The sequence below is a fragment of the Haloarcula sp. CGMCC 1.6347 genome (assembly GCF_037078395.1).
In the GTDB taxonomy this organism is placed as follows: domain Archaea; phylum Halobacteriota; class Halobacteria; order Halobacteriales; family Haloarculaceae; genus Haloarcula; species Haloarcula amylolytica.
In genome coordinates this window covers 1-18,163 of record NZ_JAYMGX010000001.1, presented here as the reverse complement: position 1 = coordinate 18,163, position 18,163 = coordinate 1, and the positions used below count along the sequence as shown (strand labels likewise).

The window sequence follows — 18,163 nt, the reverse complement described above, 5'->3', positions numbered from 1 at the left end:
AGATCAGAACTCCGGGCCGGGTGCCGGAACGCCGTCGCCGTCGTCGCCGCCGTCTAAGTCGAACTCCTCGCGCAGTTCGCGGATGCGGTCCCTGATGTCCGCAGCCAGTTCGAACTCCAGATTGTCCGCGGCCTCCTGCATCCGTTCTTCCAGTTGCTCTATCTGGTGTGCGGCCTCGTCGGCGTCGCTCGCGCCGTCACTGGAAATGCCGCCGGTGTCGGTCTTGCTCCCGGGCAGGTTCGTCTCGCCGACTTCTTTCTCGATGGTCGTCGGCTCGAAGCCGTGCTCCTCGTTGTACTGCTGCTGGATGCGCCGGCGGCGCTGGGTCTCCTGAATGGCCGACTGCATGGCGTTGCTGCGCTCGTCGGCGTACAGCACCACCTCGCCGTTGACGTTCCGGGCAGCCCGGCCCATCGTCTGGACCAGCGTCGTCTCCGAGCGGAGGAACCCCTCCTGGTCGGCGTCGAGAATCGCGACGAGCGATACTTCCGGGATATCCAGCCCCTCCCGGAGGAGATTGATGCCAACCAGCACGTCGATGTCGCCCAATCTGAGCGACCGGATGAGTTCGTGCCGTTCCAGCGTGTCCGTCTCGTCGTGCATGTAGGCGACGCTCACGCCGGACTCTTCGAGGTACTCCGTGAGGTCCTCGGCCATGCGTTTCGTGAGTGTGGTCACCAGCACCCGCTCGTCGCGCTCGACGCGCTCGTCGATGCGCTCCAGCAGGTCCTCGACCTGTCCCGTCGCCGAGGCGATCTCGACGGCCGGGTCGACGAGGTGGGTCGGACGGACGATCTGCTCGACGACCTGGTCGCTGTGTTCGCGCTCGTAGTCGCCCGGCGTCGCGCTCACGTACAGCGTCTGGTCGGTCTTCTCCTCGAACTCCTCGAAGGTGAGCGGGCGGTTGTCGAAGGCCGTCGGCAGGCGGAAGCCGTTCTCGACGAGACTCTCCTTGCGGCTCTTGTCGCCCTCGAACTGGCCGCGGATCTGGGGGAGCGTCTGGTGGGACTCGTCGACGACCGTGAGGAAGTCATCGGGGAAGTAATCCAGCAAGGTGTAGGGGGCCTCGCCCGTCTCCCGGTCCGAGAGGTGGACCGAGTAGTTCTCGATGCCCGAGCAGTAGCCCGTCTCCTGCATCATCTCGATGTCGAACGTGGTCCGCTCCTCGATGCGCTGGGCGGCGACGTGGTTACCCTGGCGCTCGAAGTAGCTGATACGCTGATCCAGCAGTTCTTCGATCTCGTCGATGGCCCGCTGGAGCCGCTGTTCCGGAATCGAGTAGTGCTCCGCCGGGTGGAGCAGGGCGGCTGGCTCCTCGCTTTTGACCTCGCCTTCAAGCGGGTCGACCTTCAGCATCCGGTCGATCTCGTCGCCCCAGAACTCCACGCGCAGAGCGTAGCGGGCGTACATCGGGTAGATTTCCAGCGTGTCCCCGCGCACGCGAAAGGTCCCCTGCGTGAAGTCCACGTCGTTGCGCTCGTAGTTCAGGTCGACCAGTTGCCCGAGCAGGTCGTCGCGCTCGATCTCCTGGCCCACCTCCAGTGAGAGGGACATGTCGATGTAGTTGCGCGGGTCACCGAGGCCGTAGATGGCCGACACCGACGCGACGACGATGACGTCGTCGCGGGTGAGCAGCGAGCGCGTCGCGGAGTGGCGCAACCGGTCGATCTCGTCGTTGATGGAGGCGTCCTTGTCGATGAAGGTGTCCGTCTGCTCGACGTAGGCCTCGGGCTGGTAGTAGTCGTAGTAGGAGACGAAGTACTCGACGGCGTTGTCCGGGAACAGCTCGCGGAACTCCTCGTAGAGTTGGGCCGCGAGGGTCTTGTTGTGGGCGATGACGAGCGTGGGTTGCTGAATCTCCTCGACGACCCACGAGACGGTGTTTGTCTTCCCGGAGCCGGTCACACCGAGCAAGGTCTGTCGGTCCATCCCCTGGCGATAGCCCGACGCGAGCCCTTCGATGGCCTCGGGCTGGTCGCCTGCGGGCTCGAACGGGGCGTCGACGCGGAACTCGCGGTCGACATCTGGTCGGTCAATAGAGAGTGGGCCGCCGGTGTCGCTCATTACCCACACATCGGGCTGGACGGACTTGAGCCGCGTGGTTCGTGAAGGGTTAGCAGACCGGTTTCGGGTTCACGCCGAGGTCTTCCAGTGTCTCGAAGTACTCGTCGTAGGCCGTCGAGATGACGTCGATAGCAGCCGCCGCCGCGGCGTCCCAGTCGTCGTCGCTCTCACACACCGCATCGAGCAGTTCGGCGGCCTCGTTGCGGAGGTCCACCACGTCGCTGCCAGCGCTGCGGAACGTACTCGCCGTCTGGGGGTCCGCCTGGCCGGTGAAGAAGCCGGTGTACTGCTCTTTGACCTTCTTGTCGACGAGCGACCAGCCGACGAAGCCGCCGAGGCGTTCGACGGTCCCGTCGAGGTCAGCGAGCACGTCGTGCATCGCCGGCGTCCGGTCGACCGGGTCGGCGCCGAGGCTGTCGCGGCGCTCGGCCGTCTCGCCCGCCGCATCGGCAAACAGCGCCGCCGCGTCGTCGTGGTCGTCGTCGCTCCAGGCGTCGAACGTGTCGTGGGCCGCCTGCTCGCGGGCGGCCGCCGCCGCCAGCACTACGTCCGGTTCCATCTCGCCGCGGGTGTCGGCGTACAGCGTCTTCGAGGAGCCCAGTCGGGAGAGTTCCGTCTGCTGGTCGTCACGAACGTCGTCGATAAGGTCGGCTGCGGTCATACACGGGCCTGCGGCCGGCGCGGGCTTGTAACCATCGGACCCGCCGCTATCAGAATCAGTGGCTGCGGGGAGTAAGCCCCCTTCTGTTCGGGCCAGCATTCGGCTGAGCGGCCACGTCCAGCGCTTGCGCGCGGCGTCGGACTACCTGTCGACGCGGCCTTGCACCGGTGAGGTTTCGCCGTTCCATCGGTCCGTCGCCGGAGGCGTGGGGCGTCTGCGGCCCACGGAATGCGTGGGGCGTCTGCGGCCCACGGGTGGAGCACGGATGTGGTCCACAACTGCGCGCCCCGGAGTCACCGGGTCGCGACTGCCCTCGGTGGGTTACCTCTCCCTCGCTTTGGCCGCGTGCCGCACCGTCTGGTGGGGCACGACCAGCCTCGCTCGGGATTCGCACACCTCATCGGTCCGGCGACGACGTGTCGTTGCTGTTCCAGAGCCGACGGTCTCCCGCCCCGGGCTTGCGCCCGGTCACCTGTCCGACAGGTGGGGGGACTTTCCTCATGGCTTGCGCCACGGGAGCCGGCCTCCCGCTGCCACTTACTGCTATGCCAGTGCGGCGAATAAGGCTTACCAACCACCTTTTTCTGCGTCGGGTTCGCGCAAAGCGCGAACCACTCCTTGAAAAACGTGGGCGAAAAAGCGCGAATCGCAAAGCGATTCGCGTGAAACCGCTCGCTTCGCTCGCGGTATGCTCAGCGACAACAGCTACTAAATTTGTTTCTTCAGGCGGGCCTGCCTTTCCCCGTCTTCGTGAGCGAAGCGAACGAAGGCTCGTCAGAGCAGCGCTCTGACGGTGGTCGTGCGACGGAGCGCACTCCCGGCCACAGGCAGATACGAAACTTAATCAAACGGCGGACAACCGCACGATTCGTCGAAGAACGAGCCGAGAGTGCCCAGTAGTACGCCTTAGTCGTCAGAGGGCAGCGGCTCGCCCTGCCCGTTCGTGGGCGCGGGCGAGGACTGCATGTCGTCGTCCTCCGCGTAGGGGTACCACGTCATCTTCGTGTTGTGCATGTACGGGTCGTGGTAGTCCGTCTCTTCGGGTTCGACCAGCTCGGCCAGCGTCTCCTCGTCGCGGTCCTCGACGAAGTCACGGAAGGTCTCGCCGCCCTCGCGTGCCTCTTTGAAGTTGTTGACGAGGTTCTTGATCGCGCCGGGGACTTCGTCGGCCGGGACGCGCATCTCCACCCAGTCGGCGAAGCGCGGGTCGTCGCCGAGGCCGCCGCCGAGGCCGATATCGAGCGCTTCGACCGGTTCGCCGTCCTTGCGGGTCTTCATGCCACGCAGGGAAACGTCGGCGATCTGGGGCTGGGCGCAGGAGGCCGTACAGCCCGAGAGGTGGATGTGGAAGTCCTTGTGGTCCTCGGGCAGTTCGACGTTGTCCTTGAGCCAGCGGGCGTAGCGGACCTGGCGGTTCTTCGTCTCGACGATAGAGAGCGAGCAGTACTCCGTGCCCGTGCAGGCGATGGACCCGCGCATGAACGGCGACGGGTCCGGGGAGTAGTTCTCCAGCAGGGGTTCGCTGGTGAACTCGTCGAGGTTCTCCTCGGGGACGTCGGTGACGATGATGTTCTGGCGCTGGGTCAGTCGGACCTCGCCGGAGCCGTACTCGTCGGCGAGTTCCGCGAGTTCGAGCACGTCGTCGGCACCCATCCGGCCGACCAGGACGTTCAGGCCGACGTAGTAGTTGCCGTCCTTCTGCTCGTGGATCCCGACGTGGTCGTTGTGCCCGTCCTGGGAGCCGGTGTTGTAGCTGTACTGGTCGCGCATGTCCTCGCCGGCGGTCTCCAGTTCGAAGTCGACGTAGTCGTCCTGGAGGACCGAGCGCATCTTTTCCGGACCCCACTCGTCCATGAGGAACTTGATGCGGGCGTTGAAGCGGTCCTCGCGGTCGCCGTGGTCGCGGAAGAGCGCGGACATGCCGTGGGCCACGTCGGCGGCCTGCTCCGGCGGGACCCACACGTCGATATCGCGGGCGAGGCGCGGTTCCTTGCGGGAGAGGCCGCCGCCGATGCGGACGTTAAAGCCGAGTTCGCCGTCCTTCTCGGCCGGCTCGAAGGCGAGGTCGTTGATGTCGCCCTGGCCACAGCCTTCGTCACAGCCAGCGATGGCGACCTTCCACTTGCGCGGGAGGTTCGAGTAGTCGTCGTTGCCCTTGAACGTCTCGTGGAGGTCCTCGGCGACGGGCCAGGCGTCGACGTGCTCGTGTTTGTCCTTGCCGGCGACGGGGCAGCCGACGATGTTCCGCCAGGAGTCACCACAGGCCTGTTGCGTTCCCAGGCCGACGGCTTCGAGCTTCTCGAAGATCTCGGGGATGTCCTCCAGTTTGATCCAGTGGAGCTGGATGCTCTGGCGGGTCGTCCAGTCACAGTACGCCTCGCCGAACTCGGGGTTATCGACGGGGCCGGTCGCGTACTCCTTCGCGACTTCGCCGATGACTTCGAGCTGGCCGGGCTTGATGACGCCGTTTGGCGTCCCGATACGCATCATGAAGTAGGACTCCTGGCCGGAGCGCTGGTGGTACAGGCCCCACCACTTGAAGCGCTCGAACCAGGCGTCGTGCTCGTCTTCCGGAATGGCGTCCCAGCCCTTCTCTGCGAACTCCATCAGATGCTCCCGGATTTCGTTACCGTAGACCTCGTCCTTCCATTTCTCGACTTTACTGGGCATAGCTAATGTGTTCTTCCACAAGTCTCACAGACTTATACAACACACTTTGCCGTCAACCGTCGCCACCACTCCCCGAAACAAGAGATTGTTGCCTATTCTTCGGGATGGGCAAGCCGGGTTCGCTTCTCCGGAAAATGGACGCTCTCGTGGACGACGCCGTAGAACTCACCGGATTCGGGGTCTACGACGCGGCCGACCGTCAGCCAGTCGGTAACACCGCTTTCACCGCAGGCGATACACTGACCGGCAATTCGCGCCTGAATATCCGGGTAATCCACGCCCACTTTTACGAACCCCTCGGCGAGGAAATCCGTCGTCTCACACCCACAGAAGTCGCTTCGAGCTAACAACCACAGGTCCGAGACGTTCACTTCCCGCGAGTCGTTGACGGAAATCCAGGCCCCGTCGTCGAGCTGGTGAACGTCGGTCGTCATTACATCTCATTAGATTCCAGAGATACCTGAGAGCATCGGCGGTCGCAAGTATCACCGGATCGGGACGAATCCACCGCAGTCATGCGGTGAGTGTATCAGAACATAATGACCCACTATTTGATGGGATCTGTACGAGATACAAACATATGTTGCCTGTAAGTCGCAGTGCGGGCCAAGCTTACAGGAGAGTCCGTGTTTAAGATAGTGGGGGCGTTACGAAGGAGTACGACACCACGCGGCGGCCACGCAGGTCGCTGCTGTGCCAGAAACGATGACGAACGCACAACAGACCCACGACGACGACGCCGAACGCGAAGAGCCGACCACAGACCACCTCGACAACGTCGAGGATGGCTGCGGTTGCACAGAAATCTGGGAGCACATGAGCGAAGAGCGCGAGAGCGCCTCTGACGACTGATACAGACTGTTGTGACTGCGTATTAAGTGCGCCGGCCCGGGTCGGCGAAATCCCGGAATGACTTACAATAGCCTGTATGACACCCCTGTACGGGATACTTTTGTGCGGTGCTCCCCAAGCACGTATCGATGCCTGAGGGGCCCGACAATTACGTTCCATCGACCGACCGTGAATCACCGGTCGGTAAACCGGTCATCCGCGGGGACCCGGCACTCACTGGCCAGCGGCCCGAGGAGGCCATCGAGTTCGATCCCGACGACTCCGAGAGCCTCGAGCTCGCCGCCAGAACGGTCGAGAAGTTCTCCGAGAACACCGCCGGCGCCGACGACAACGTGTTCATTCTGCGCGGCGCGGCCGCGTGTGCAGCCCTGGTCCGTGGTGAGGGGTCCTACAAGGCCGCTGCCGAACGGGCCGGCGGGGAGGCGTCGGTCTCGTTCATCCGGAAGTGGTCCCGCGTGCACGACCTCCCGCGGTCCGTCCGTATTCACGTCGCCAAGGGAGAAATTGCGCCGACGGCGGCCAAACACATCGCCAGAGTCTCCGGCGAATCCCGCCTCCTACTGGCGTGGGCCGCCCTCGACCACGACCTCACCGTCCGCCAGATCCGGTCCGTTGCCAGCAGTGTCAACGACGGCGCGTCCGTGGACGCGGCGCTCGCCAGAAACGGGTACGCGCTGGGCGAGTTACGGACACAACTCGGCCGCGACGCCTACTGTCGACTCCGCCGGCAGGCTGCACTCGATGGGGCCTCCCCCGGAGAAGTCATCAGCGAGGCTATCGAATCGTACTTCGACGACGGACCGTAAGGTCTTAATCGCCGCTCCCCCGAGCGAATAGCGAGGGCCGGTAGCTCAGTTAGGCAGAGCGTCTGGCTTTTAACCAGATGGTCGGGGGTTCAACTCCCTCCCGGCCCGCTTTTGCGACGAACGGACGTGAGAAGCAAAGCGGCTACGGAGGGCGTTGAACTACGGCACGAGCGAACGTAGTGAGCGAAGTGCAGGTGGTTCAACTCCCTCCGGCCCGTGCAACGAACCGACGAGCACCGCGAGTCGGTGAGTGAACCGGCAGGAAGGAGTTGAACCCTGGAAGGCACGCACAGCGAACGAATGTGAGCGAGCATGTCTTCCTCCGGTTCAACTCCCGCCCGGCCCGCTGTTCTGTGTACAAGAAGCAGCGCGACAGGACAGAGTCCGAGACCGGTTCATTTACCACCGAGACGGCGGATGGCACCAGTATGGACGGAACTACCGGTACGGTTCAGCGCGTACTCGCACAGCCGCTGCGCCCGCTAGGTGTCACTGTCGGCGTGTTGCTCGTCGTCGCCACGCTCGCGGCGGTGGCCGGCACACCGTGGCAGACGCACGCGTCGATGGCAGCGGCGATTGTACAGATGGTCGCGGCGGTCCTGATGAGCGTGCTCGGTGTCGGACTAGCGTACATCAGCTGGGCAGCCGACGCGTAAACCGGTCGTCGAAGAAGACCAAAAACAGACGGCTTGTTATCCGCGGACGGGCATATACGCCATCCCAAGCATCAGCACGGCCGCGATGCCCGAGAGTATCGAGACGCCCCAGATGCCGTTCTTGCGCTCGTGGAAGTAGTCCTGCTGGTCGAGTGTCTCCTGGTACTGGCCGTACTGCTGAATCGGGACGATCTGGACGGTGCTATGGTCTGGGAAGTGCGTGAAGAACTGCTGCTCGTTCAGCGTGACGTTCCCACCCTCCGAAAGTTCGATTGTGTTCTCGCGCGGTGCGAACCATTCGAGGGTCGCGCCGTCGTCGGTCACTTCGGAGATCGTGGTCTCCTGGGTGCCGCTATCGGTCGCGTGCGGGTAGGTATCGCCGGTGGTGAACGACACCGTCTCCGGCTCTGGGAGCCATTCACTCAGCGGGACTTGCGTGTTGTTCGACTGGTAGACCACGTACTCGGTCCCGTTCTGGGTCGCCAGCGTGTTCTGGACTGAGGAGTCCTCGACGAGGAGTGCGCTGACGTTGAGTTCCTCTTCGAGCGTCACCGTGCTCTCGTTACCGTCAGTGTGGACGCGATAGGTGTCGTTCTGGTAGGTCGTCGTGGCGTTGTGCTCTAACGTCGCTGTATACCGTGACGACTCGTTCGTCCACGAGAGGTCAGCTGCCATGCTGCCACCGCCGCCGCCGTGGCCGCCACCGCCGCCGCCGGACATGTGGATGTTCGTGGCTGTGTATTCCGTTCCGTCGACAGTGAACGTACTCTCGTTCGTCAGTTCGGCGTCAGCGTCGAGCGACACCGCCGGCCGCTGACTCTCCGCGACGCCGATGTAGGCGTACGCAGCAACACTGATAACGAGGAAGAACGCGAAGTACGCCGCCGCGGCTCGTCGTTGCATATCAGGAGGGTCAGTCGCCGCGCCGTTTAATGATTACTTTTCGAGTGTCTTGATAGACGGGTGGTAGGGGCGTCTCGCCCCAGTAACGGCGGTGTCGATGTATCGGGTCAGGCTGTATCAGACTCGCCAGCGAGAACGTCGTAGCTGTCGAGCGTTCCTGCCATCGACGGGGCATCCGAGTCGTCCTTCCGCTGCGTGCCGTAGTCCATCCACACGCCGCTCGTGTAACTGTACATTTCGAAGGCAGCCTCAGTCTCGACGACAATGTCGATGACTGCGTCCTCGGGGGCGTCATCGAGAACGACGGCCGACCGAACGTCGTTGTCGTGGTGCATCACCCAGACCGCGACAGCGCCGTCGATGTCATCCAGCAGGGCACTGGCTTCCGTCGGCGAGAACGGGCGGTTGGGCCAGTCGTCGACGGGTTCTGGTTCGTCCATACTAGTCGGACGGGCCGGAACGGCATCGGTGTTCCCCCGTCCAGAGAGTCACCGGGCGTCAGTCGGCGAAGTAGCTGGTGAAAAAGCCGGACAGGAACGACGAAATAGCGACGGCCATGGCCATGTCAGTCAGGCTCCACGGCGCGTCCTCGTCGTCGGCCAGCCAGACAGTGATACCGACGCTGACGACCAGTGAGACGATCCCGTTGAGGAGGTGCTTGTTCTTGAGCAGACTCATACGCCTGCTCGTTGGTACGGGATTCGTATAGAGATTACCCACGAGCGACGTGTCGCTGACTGAAACGTGGTCACTGAATTCGCTTGCTGGGTAGTTCTGGCGCTGGGACAGTTAGCCGTCACAGCAAACCGTGTACCGAGCGTCGGAGTGGGCGAGCGATTCGACCCGCTCGACAACGCTATCGACCGTCTCGAACTGCCCGAACTTGCTCACGACCGCACCGTCCGCGCGTAACACGACTGTCCACCGGTACCCATCCGGGCTATCGTTCCGCTCGAACGCGAACTCGCGGTCGGGCAGTCGAGCGACGACTGGGCCGTCAGTAGTGACCGTCCACGACACGCTATCGGCAAGCGCGCTCTCCAGTACTGTTTCGAGTCGCCGGGCGAGTCTGGGCATCGGTTCGTCCCGTGCGTCCATACAGAAACGTAGAGGGGCAGAAGCATAAGCCGTTGTGACACTACACAACGTTCAAACGGCCCAAACCCGTACAGGGGGGTGTGACTCAGTCGCTTCTCGTCTACGACGGCAGTACCGACCTGTTCCGGCGCGCTGCCGAGACGGTAACCCGCTGTGCCACGGACATCACGCCGGTCCCCTGGGAGTCCGATGCGATTCAGGCGTTCCTCCGGGCGCAGTTCGACGACCCGCCGTTCGCGTTCATACTGATCGACGGGGAGTCCGTCCACGTCGGCGAAGCGGCTGTGAAGGAAGCGCTGGAAGGCCTCGATGTCGCGGCCCCTGTCGCCCGGTTGGCCGAGCAGGTGTATCCCACCGCCGCCGCGCCGTTCGGGCGTGTCGTCCACGGCCAGGTCCCGGCCGACATCCACGGGACCTTTCCACTGGACGAGGCGGCGAAAGCACACATCGCGCCGCTCCGGCAGGTCCACACGATCCCTGTCGAAACAGAGTGATCGAGACGGTCAGTGATATGGTCGACCAGAACTGGCCTGCCACGCGGTCACCATACGACAGTGCGTCGCGCGCAGAGACCCCACGCGCCGATTTCGTACGCTTCGAATAATGAGCGACTGCGTCGACTGCTCCGCTGTTCGGAGGGTTGAAAACCTGTGACCGGCTACTGCAGGTATGCTGCGGCAGGCCGTCGAGGACGCGTTCACCCTGCTTGCTGTCCTCGTCGTTCTCTCCCTCGTTATCGGGCAGCTCCTCGGACAGCCGATCCTGCTGGGGTACGTGACTTCAGGGAGTATGTCACCGACGCTGAACACGGGCGACGCGTTCGTCGCCGTTCCTGCACCCGTCGCTGGCGAGATCGAGCCGGGGGACGTCATCGTGTTCGAAGCGGTCGAGTTACAGGGCGGCGGACTGACCACACACCGGGTTGTCGCGGAGACCGACGGCGGCTACATCACGAAAGGGGACAACAACCCGTTCAGAGACCAGAGCGGAGGTGAGCCGGTTGTCACGGACGACCGAGTCGTCGCGACAGCACTCCAGATCAACGGACAGGTCGTCCGGCTCCCCGGTCTCGGCACCGCCATCAGCTCCGCTCGAACGGCGGCAGAAAGCGGCTTGGTATTGATTGGCGGGCCGGGCAACAGCGACCTGACGAGCGGACAGGGACTCAGTGGACTGTTCATCTCTATCGGGCTCGGACTGTTTCTGCTCGTCTTCGTCGACAGCTTCCGGGCCAGCGAGGAGCGGACCAGAGAACGGACTCGTTCGCGCGACGGGGACGCCATCAATGGCTGGACGGTTATACTCGCACTGGCAGTGTTGATTCTCGTCCCAGCCAACGCGGCGATGGTCGCTCCGAGCGGCACTCACAGCGTCACCATCGACAGCACTAGCGAGGATGTCACGCCCGGGGAGACCGTCGAAAGCGAGTTCACTGCCGAAAACGGCGGACTGGTAACGATGCTCATTATCCTCGAATCATCGCACCCGGACGCGGCGATGGACCGTAACCGGCTTGTCGTCCAGCGCGGCGGGTCCGCGACGGCAACGCTGTCGGTGCCCGCCCCACCACCGGGCGAACAGGCGGTCGTGACCGTCGAAGAGCATCGATACTTCCTGCTAGCACCGCCGGGCGTCATCGCGGGGCTGCACGGAGTCCACCCGCTGGTGGCCCTCGGAGCGTTCAATCTCCTGGTGTTAGGAAGCCTCACAGCGGCAGTTGGGGCGACCTTCGGGTTCGGAACAACGCGCGAGCGGAGCCGGGACCGGTCGGTCCCGCTGAAGCGACAGGTACGCCGCCTGCTTAGGCGTGAATGATCGCGGGTTCATCCGGTGATATCGCCGCCGCCACCACCTGCACTTGCCGTGCTTGAATTGTAGAGATTGCTCACCTGCTCGGCGGTGAGCGCGGCGTCGTACACCTTGGGTTCGTCCATGGCACCGTTGAATCCGTAGATAGCGTTCCCACCAGGGTTGATGCCGGTGCCGATTCGAAGCGGTTGTTCGGACGCCTGCGCATCGGGGAGCGAAAACGTCGGCCCCTTTTGCGCCCCGTTGACGTACACCCTGTCCTGTGATCCGTGGGTCCACACGACGTGTGCCCACCGGTTCTTCGTCAGCGAAACACCCGTGAGTTTGTTATCGTCGGTGGTCTCGATGAGCAGTTCTCTGTCGTCCGAACCCTTCCAACCACCACCGAAGCCGAACTGATAGCTATCGTCGCCACGGGAGTTCCACTTGCTGAACAGTCGTGTGAGGCCATTCTGACTTCGGGGGAATACCCAGGCAGAGAGCGAGAAATCAGCAGTCAAGTCGAGTGTATCGTCGTCGGGAACGGTGACGACGTCGTCACCATCGAAATTGAGCACTTCACCGCGGCCCTGACTGGATGTCGCTAGATCCGGTTCATAAAGGGGGTCACTGTCCGGGTCAAGACTACGGTCTCGCTCACCATCGTTGCCAGCGGCCCAGGAATCCGGGATATCCGTTCTGCTAACATCTTCGAAGTGCCACCACGACACCCTGGGGTCGCGACACTCAACTGAAACCGATCGGCTCAGTTCGACACGCTGGTCGGTACCGGTAGCAGTGATATCAAGGTTGACAGTGGTACTCCCTTCTGAGTCACAGGCGAGCGTCGTTGTGACATCGCCGCTCTCGCCCGGCAGAAGCCTGTTCGGCGTCTGGACAGTTTCGAACGGTGGAGCGGGACCGGGGCTGACACGAACACTCGTAAGTTGCTGGTCGAAGTTGTTGGTGAGCGTTGCCAGTGTCACCTGCTGGCCGTCCGTGCCACTGACCTTCTGGTCATCCGTGTCACTGTCCGGCCCGATGTCGATACCAAGCAGTGCATCGCTGCCGTCGGTCGCTTTCAGGGTACTGGACCGCTTTGCGTCGATGGTAGTGACACCGGCTGTTTCGGCAGCGAGCAGTCCTGCACCGCTGGCGATGAACGCGAGTGCACCACGTCGGGTCCACTTCTTGTTCATTCCGACAACTCCGGTGGCTTATCGGCTGCGCCGAGTTGCAGCCGGCGAGTCTCCTTGACGTGATACGCCGCAGAGACGAGAAACAGCAGCGTGATGACCGTCGGCCACACGAGCGACGGAACCGACGGTGGAAAGACACCGACCCAGACAGCGACGACGAGCGCTAACGAAACAGCGGCGAGCCCGAGATAGTACTCCGCCCACGGAATCGAATCCCCCGGGACGACGTCAAGGTACACGTCAAGGCTGTCAGCTGTATCGGTCATCGTAACTGTCCCGTTGTCGTGCGTGATGACTCCCGCGCGTTCAAGCGTCGGGAGATGTGTCTGCTGCATCGACGTGTACACGCGGTGTCGCTCCGTGGACGTGATCTCCTGAATGCACTTGTCGTTTTCCCACGCAGCGACTTGCTCGGCAAGGTCAGAGAGTTCGGCGCACTCGTCCTCCTGTTTTATCGCGTGTAAAGCGTACCGGCGCCGTTGGTTGCTCAGTATGTCGTATACGTCATCACGCGATAGCTGTCGCTCTTCTGGCCGGCTAACCCCCACCTGTCCCATGTTCCTGTTTAAACTGCACTACTTGATAGATTTTTTGTTCGTATTTGATTGTAAATGGTAAGTAACTGTATTTTCTACGCTAGACATCCATCGCCAGAGGCAGGCGTCTGCCGACAGCAGGGCATGGTAGGTGAGGGAGTCGGACAGCAGAGCCAACCCGTTATACTTCAGTGATTGTGATTGTCAGGTCTTCGGTTTCCTGGGCGCTGTCGCCCGTTTCGAGGGTTGCAGAGAGATCAGAAACCCCACCGGCAGACACCTCTTCGCTGTGGGTATCGCCGCTCCCGTTGATATCGGAAAGAAGGCCGCTGCCGGTACTCAGCTCAACGTTGAACGCCGTCGAGTTTCCGTCGTTGTTGACCAGCTTGAAGAACCCACTGTCATAGTCGTACGTACTGTTTGGCATCAGCCGTTCGTCGGTTCCACCGTCCTCGTATCCAAAGACGACAGATACGTCGTTCGCGATGAGGCTTACGTAGTCAGTCGAAACAGTCGTGCCGCCATCGGTAGCAAGAGAGTCAGAACTCGTCGGAAACAGGGTCGTAGCGTCGGTAACGAGATCGTCGTTGCTATTCCGAAGCGCAACCTCATCGGCGGACGCGTCGACAAGCACGTCAGTAAATTCGGTTGCGATCTCGGAGCCGTTGCCGTCAGCGCCAACGACGTTGACTTCGACTTCACGCGTTGCGCTGACAGTGCTAAATGCACCAGAGCCGAACGCCGCGCCAGATCCGATACCGACTGTCCCGATGAGACCGAGTACGCTTCTACGGTTCAGTTTCATGTTCAGTTCGCTTATCGAGAGGTTACCACTTACTATTTTGTTGCATTAGCCCGGCTAAAGCACTCATTGAAGCCGCTAACGCTGTTCAGTACTAAGCCGCTATGCCGTGAACTAGCTTCCAATGAATCGGCGTGGCTTTCTCCTTAGTATTGGTGCGGCCAGTGTGGGGACGGGTGCGGTGTTTGGTTCCGGTGCGTTCACCTCTATCGAAGCAGACCGGAACGTCAATCTCCAAGTCACCGGCGATACCGGGTCGGCACAGGTGGGGTTCAGCCCGGGGAGCGGTGCCACGAGCATCGTCGGGACGGACACAAACGAGTCGGTTGATATCATCAACTTCGAACAGACGAATCTCAACGAACAAGCGAAGACCAGCTTCGAGAACGCTTTGGAGGTCGACAACAACAGCCAATCCAAGGTCAACCTCTATATTGATGACAGCACTACTGGGGTTGGGGATGACCCCACAAACGGTGAAGTTCTGGACTTCCGGGAGGGATCCGCTGGCGTCTCGATTGTCGGCTCGGACCAGGCTATCGCGCTCGACCCCGACGGCGGGAGTTCAGACGGCGGCTACAGCGACACCGTGGAACTGGACATCGTTGTCGACCTCCGAGATGACGGCGTCGATGGCGACGATCTCAGCGAGATCAGCGACGTGACCTTCGTCGTCGAGGCGGTCCAGCAGTAAGTGAAACGCGATTCCGGCGCTGGCCGCCGACCAACAGGCCCAGATACAGGCACACACGAAGATCCAACGCAGTCGGCACGACACAACCAACTATGAATCGCACTCTCGTCGCCGTCATGGCAGCGGTCGTCCTCCTCGCAGGGACCGCTATGGCAACAGGTGCCTTCATCGACGGCGACGAGGTTGCACCCGACCGGAACTCCGGCGTCTACTTGGCTCCCGCTGACACGGTAAACGGGGACCAGTACGCCGAATACGACGAGACAGGGCAGCTACGCATCAGTCTTTCACCAGTGCTCCCGAACGGTCAGACCCGCGTCGATGACCTGTTCGTCGTCGGGTTTGCGGGTTACGAGGGAACTAATAGTGCCGCTACCGTCGAACTGGACAGCGAGCCGGAAACAGTTCGCATGTACCGGATGGACACTGGAGCACAAGTCGCCGGCGACACCGTCTCGTTGGAGCCCGACGAATCAGTTCGCTTTGGGCTGGCAGTGACGCCAGCGGAGCGCAACTTCACTGGCACGATATCGATCACCGCCCCTGTTCCCGAACAGCAGTCAACCGAAGGGGACGAGAGCAACGGTGGGAGCGGCGGTGGGTCAACCGGTGGCGGTGGTGGCAGTGTGCCACCCAGTGACGATGATGGGAGTGGTACGCAGGACGGGGGCGATCCCACGACGCCGACGCCAACGCCGACGGACAGTAACTCGACGAACGGGACCGCAAACGATGACGGGAACGAGACTGAAACAGCCGCTGGCGGCGGAAGCGGTGGCAGCGGTACTGGTGTCGGGACGTCGACCGACGAACGGGCTGAGACACCCACCACCAGCGAAGAAGAACCCGAAACCGTGGCCGGCGGTGGCGCTGAGCCCGTGCCGACGACACCCGAAAGTCAACAGTCAGCCGAACCGAACGGATTCACGCTCGGCTTCGAGCCGGCATTCGGAATTAGCTGGGGGCCGTGGGCGTTCATCGCTGGCCTGCTCGCCGTAGTGACGAACTACCTCGTGCAGACGCGATATCACGATGTCCTCCCGGTACTCCAGACGCAACCGAGTGACCGCCGTCGCCGGTTCCGGCGCGTCGCTGTCCGCGAGACCGCGATCGGTCTTGCCGGAATCGTACTCACGGTTCTTGTCGTGGCAGCTGCCTCAGGCGCTGGCTTCGGCCCAGTCTCGCAGCTGGTTGCGGCGCTCGCGTTCTCCGCTGCAGTCGGCACGGGGACCGGGTACCGGCTGGTCCCAGAACTCGATGCACTGCCCGAACTGCAAGCTGCCGACGGCGGCACCGAAGAGCACTAAAACAACTCGGTCAGTCCGGCGTCTCAGCGCCACTGTTTCCCACAGTCGAATCAGTTCCGGGTTCTGGCGGAGGCGCGTACCGAAACAGTCGGTCACCAGTGTACACGATGAGTTCAGAATCGCTATCTGACTCGATGATACGTTCCTCGGTGTCTATTGCGACGTCCACGAGCCCGACGAGCGAATCAACTGAAGTTGTCCAGATGTCGTCGTCGACTGGATCAGCCCGGCCGACGGTTATCCAATCGTCAAACTCCTCACGGGCGGACTTGTATGCGAGCCATCGGCGCTCGGCGTCGGTAAGTGTGAGATAGTCGGTCGTGCGCCCGTAGACGAGGGCAGCAGCACCACTAAAGCTACCAAGCAGGAGCACTGGGCCACCGAGAGTCCAGATCGGTCCATACGCTTTTTCGACCTGCGCTTCGACGGTTCGGTCACCACTGTTCGGAACCGGGCCAGCGTTTTCGACCCGGTAGCTGCTCTGACTCGGGATAATCGGGAGGCGATACGTCCGAGTCGTGTCGACCGACTGCCCGTTTCGCGTCCCCGAAAGAGCCACCTGAGAGACCACCGCCATCTCAAGTCGACCGGACGTCTGGCCGTGTTCCGAATCGATACGTCGAACAGTTTCGGCTGCGCGACTGACATTCAGCGAGAACGGAACCGTCAGCCGCTCACCCGCGGCCAGCGACTGCACAGTGCCTTGTGTCAGTGGTCGTTTGACCTCCCAGTAGACGAGCTCTCCGTTCTGGGTTGATTCGACGGAGCGATACTGAACGAACACGTCAGCCGAGGCCGTAAGATCGCTTTCGTTGCTGGCGCTGAACGTGTACGTGAACGCGCCGTCCAATACGGGGGCGACCGTCCGGAGATACACAGGTTGATCTTCGAGCACTTCACCCTCTGGAAACGCCGAGGTACCGTTGCGAACTGTCGCATTGTGGGAGAACGATCCGGACGACTGCCACGACGATACCTGACGCGTAGTTGTGTCCGTTCCCGGAGCAACGTGGCCCGTATACGTGAGATATCCGCCAACCGCAGCGATGGCGATCAGACAAATCAGTAGCAGTTCGTAGTTGTCGACGACTCTCCGCCGTGTTTCCCGTCCCAACAACCCCATTGCAACTGTAATACTGGTGCCGACAAATAAGAGTTGATACCGGGTCAGCAGCGGCATCCACCTTTCTCCGCCGCCCCATCTCTGCTAACTCCAGCTTCGAATGTCCCGGGAACCAGTTTGTGGCCGTAACAGTATAGTAACAATTGAAACGATTTACACACTGATCGCACTGCTGTCGTGCGATCAGGTGTGCATTGACTTTCAATGGCTACTATAGTTCGTGCGATCCCACTACGTCGGGCGTTGCCCCGTCGAAACGGATTTCATGAGCGGACTGTCCGTACTGTATTCTTCGATAGAGTCTTGATCCTGTATGCAACCGTTTTCGAGCAACAGTTCACAACGTCGAGTCTACAGAGAAAGGCAGGTAACAGTTACATACCGGCACTTCTCGGGGGTGTAAGAGACGAGGAAGCCAAGGGCCGGATTTGAACCGGCGATGGGCGGCTCTGCAGGCCGCTGCGTTAGGCCAGACTCTGCCACCTTGGCACGAATAGGGGTAATCAACTCGGTCGTTTAAGCGTAGCGAATTCAGTTAGCCCTCACCCTCAGACTGGCCCGGTTCACCGACTCCTTCAACTGGGATAGTACTGTAGATGGATGATTGTGCCTCGTCCGGTGAGTCGAACTGCTCATCATTGACCCGATCCAGTAGCGCAGCTAACGGTTCGGAGCCGTCTGCGTACACGAGCTGTACATCGTCGAACTCTGCCTGGGCGGTCTCAACCGGCAGGGGGTACGTCGCTGTTTCGAGAAGCGCCGTAAGTTCGTTTAGCTTGACCTCGCGAGTCATACAGTACCCTTTCGGTCAGACCACGTAGTTACGCACTGCTTATAAAAATCGAAAGCCCACCGGAGAGAGATGCCTCTCTTCGATGAGTGAATAAGGTATGAATGGTGGCGGCGAACCGGATTTCCCAGAGGCTCGCGCACTCCAGTACTCCCCGGAACGCTGGCGGGCTTATCTTCCGTGTTCGGGATGGGTACGGGAGGCAACCCCGCCG

At 61.9% G+C, this 18,163-nt stretch carries 20 protein-coding genes, 2 tRNA genes, 1 rRNA gene and 1 other RNA gene; 8 read left to right on the top strand and 16 right to left on the bottom strand.

Going from position 1 to position 18,163, the window contains the following annotated elements; translation table 11 throughout:
* Positions 1–3: 3 nt before the first annotated feature.
* The 5 genes from uvrB to VI340_RS00100 form a co-directional block, all read right to left on the bottom strand.
* The gene (gene uvrB / locus VI340_RS00120; RefSeq protein ID WP_336357520.1) at positions 4–2,064 is read right to left on the bottom strand and encodes an excinuclease ABC subunit UvrB; all 2,061 of its coding nucleotides are present in this window, start codon (positions 2,062–2,064) and stop codon (positions 4–6) included.
* Between the two features lie 49 nt (positions 2,065–2,113).
* The gene (locus VI340_RS00115; protein WP_008311373.1) at positions 2,114–2,725 is read right to left on the bottom strand and encodes a hypothetical protein; all 612 of its coding nucleotides are present in this window, start codon (positions 2,723–2,725) and stop codon (positions 2,114–2,116) included.
* Between the two features lie 60 nt (positions 2,726–2,785).
* Positions 2,786–3,260: RNase P RNA component (rnpB, locus tag VI340_RS00110), an RNA gene on the bottom strand.
* 371 nt (positions 3,261–3,631) lie between these two features.
* Entirely contained in the window at positions 3,632–5,395 is a 1,764-nt protein-coding gene (locus VI340_RS00105; protein ID WP_336357519.1) for a nitrite/sulfite reductase, read from the bottom strand.
* A 92-nt stretch (positions 5,396–5,487) separates the two neighbouring features.
* Complete coding sequence (locus VI340_RS00100; RefSeq protein WP_008311376.1) at positions 5,488–5,829, bottom strand: hypothetical protein; 342 nt, start codon at positions 5,827–5,829, stop codon at positions 5,488–5,490.
* Positions 5,830–6,100: 271 nt separating this feature from the next.
* Between VI340_RS00100 and VI340_RS00095 the strand changes: the two genes are divergently transcribed.
* The 4 genes from VI340_RS00095 to VI340_RS00080 all read left to right on the top strand — a co-directional run bounded on the left by VI340_RS00095 (position 6,101) and on the right by VI340_RS00080 (position 7,709).
* Complete coding sequence (locus tag VI340_RS00095; protein ID WP_008311379.1) at positions 6,101–6,247, top strand: hypothetical protein; 147 nt, start codon at positions 6,101–6,103, stop codon at positions 6,245–6,247.
* Positions 6,248–6,375: 128 nt separating this feature from the next.
* On the top strand, positions 6,376–7,053 hold the full coding sequence (locus VI340_RS00090) for a DUF7119 family protein (protein ID WP_008311381.1): 678 nt from the start codon (positions 6,376–6,378) through the stop codon (positions 7,051–7,053).
* Positions 7,054–7,087: 34 nt separating this feature from the next.
* Positions 7,088–7,161 (top strand) — tRNA-Lys (locus VI340_RS00085).
* Positions 7,162–7,355: 194 nt separating this feature from the next.
* Positions 7,356–7,709: a hypothetical protein gene (locus VI340_RS00080; RefSeq protein WP_336357518.1), complete on the top strand. Its 354-nt coding sequence runs from the start codon at positions 7,356–7,358 to the stop codon at positions 7,707–7,709.
* A gap of 36 nt (positions 7,710–7,745) precedes the next feature.
* On the opposite strand, the gene VI340_RS00075 is transcribed toward VI340_RS00080, so the two are convergent.
* The 4 genes from VI340_RS00075 to VI340_RS00060 form a co-directional block, all read right to left on the bottom strand.
* The gene (locus VI340_RS00075; protein ID WP_008311383.1) at positions 7,746–8,612 is read right to left on the bottom strand and encodes a hypothetical protein; all 867 of its coding nucleotides are present in this window, start codon (positions 8,610–8,612) and stop codon (positions 7,746–7,748) included.
* Between the two features lie 107 nt (positions 8,613–8,719).
* Positions 8,720–9,052: a hypothetical protein gene (locus tag VI340_RS00070; RefSeq protein ID WP_008311384.1), complete on the bottom strand. Its 333-nt coding sequence runs from the start codon at positions 9,050–9,052 to the stop codon at positions 8,720–8,722.
* Between the two features lie 58 nt (positions 9,053–9,110).
* On the bottom strand, positions 9,111–9,290 hold the full coding sequence (locus tag VI340_RS00065; RefSeq protein WP_008311385.1) for a hypothetical protein: 180 nt from the start codon (positions 9,288–9,290) through the stop codon (positions 9,111–9,113).
* A 111-nt stretch (positions 9,291–9,401) separates the two neighbouring features.
* Positions 9,402–9,710, bottom strand: a complete 309-nt coding sequence (locus VI340_RS00060) for a hypothetical protein (RefSeq protein WP_008311386.1) — start codon at positions 9,708–9,710, stop codon at positions 9,402–9,404.
* A gap of 80 nt (positions 9,711–9,790) precedes the next feature.
* Here VI340_RS00060 and VI340_RS00055 point away from each other — a divergent pair, with 80 nt between their 5' ends.
* Positions 9,791–10,204: a hypothetical protein gene (locus VI340_RS00055; protein WP_008311387.1), complete on the top strand. Its 414-nt coding sequence runs from the start codon at positions 9,791–9,793 to the stop codon at positions 10,202–10,204.
* Positions 10,205–10,379: 175 nt separating this feature from the next.
* A complete protein-coding gene (locus tag VI340_RS00050) occupies positions 10,380–11,525 on the top strand; it encodes a signal peptidase I (protein WP_336330396.1) in 1,146 nt (381 codons plus the stop codon).
* 8 nt (positions 11,526–11,533) lie between these two features.
* Here the strand turns inward: VI340_RS00050 and VI340_RS00045 are convergent, their stop codons facing one another.
* From VI340_RS00045 to VI340_RS00035, 3 genes are all read right to left on the bottom strand, one after another.
* Positions 11,534–12,697: a LamG domain-containing protein gene (locus tag VI340_RS00045; protein WP_336357517.1), complete on the bottom strand. Its 1,164-nt coding sequence runs from the start codon at positions 12,695–12,697 to the stop codon at positions 11,534–11,536.
* Positions 12,694–13,254: a DUF7344 domain-containing protein gene (locus VI340_RS00040; protein ID WP_008311391.1), complete on the bottom strand. Its 561-nt coding sequence runs from the start codon at positions 13,252–13,254 to the stop codon at positions 12,694–12,696. Before VI340_RS00040 ends, VI340_RS00045 begins: the two co-directional genes overlap by 4 nt.
* 160 nt (positions 13,255–13,414) lie before the next feature.
* Positions 13,415–14,038: a hypothetical protein gene (locus VI340_RS00035; RefSeq protein WP_336357516.1), complete on the bottom strand. Its 624-nt coding sequence runs from the start codon at positions 14,036–14,038 to the stop codon at positions 13,415–13,417.
* 121 nt (positions 14,039–14,159) lie between these two features.
* Here VI340_RS00035 and VI340_RS00030 point away from each other — a divergent pair, with 121 nt between their 5' ends.
* Together VI340_RS00030 and VI340_RS00025 are read left to right on the top strand one after the other, a co-directional pair.
* Positions 14,160–14,729, top strand: a complete 570-nt coding sequence (locus VI340_RS00030; protein WP_049942985.1) for a hypothetical protein — start codon at positions 14,160–14,162, stop codon at positions 14,727–14,729.
* A 92-nt stretch (positions 14,730–14,821) separates the two neighbouring features.
* Positions 14,822–16,036: a hypothetical protein gene (locus VI340_RS00025; RefSeq protein ID WP_336357515.1), complete on the top strand. Its 1,215-nt coding sequence runs from the start codon at positions 14,822–14,824 to the stop codon at positions 16,034–16,036.
* Positions 16,037–16,046: 10 nt separating this feature from the next.
* Here the strand turns inward: VI340_RS00025 and VI340_RS00020 are convergent, their stop codons facing one another.
* The 4 genes from VI340_RS00020 to rrf all read right to left on the bottom strand — a co-directional run.
* Positions 16,047–17,159: a DUF5305 domain-containing protein gene (locus VI340_RS00020; protein WP_336357514.1), complete on the bottom strand. Its 1,113-nt coding sequence runs from the start codon at positions 17,157–17,159 to the stop codon at positions 16,047–16,049.
* Between the two features lie 413 nt (positions 17,160–17,572).
* Positions 17,573–17,648 (bottom strand) — tRNA-Cys (locus VI340_RS00015).
* 46 nt (positions 17,649–17,694) lie between these two features.
* On the bottom strand, positions 17,695–17,952 hold the full coding sequence (locus VI340_RS00010; RefSeq protein WP_008311400.1) for a DUF5789 family protein: 258 nt from the start codon (positions 17,950–17,952) through the stop codon (positions 17,695–17,697).
* 102 nt (positions 17,953–18,054) lie between these two features.
* Positions 18,055–18,163: ribosomal RNA gene (rrf, locus tag VI340_RS00005) — 5S ribosomal RNA — on the bottom strand; the annotation flags it as partial.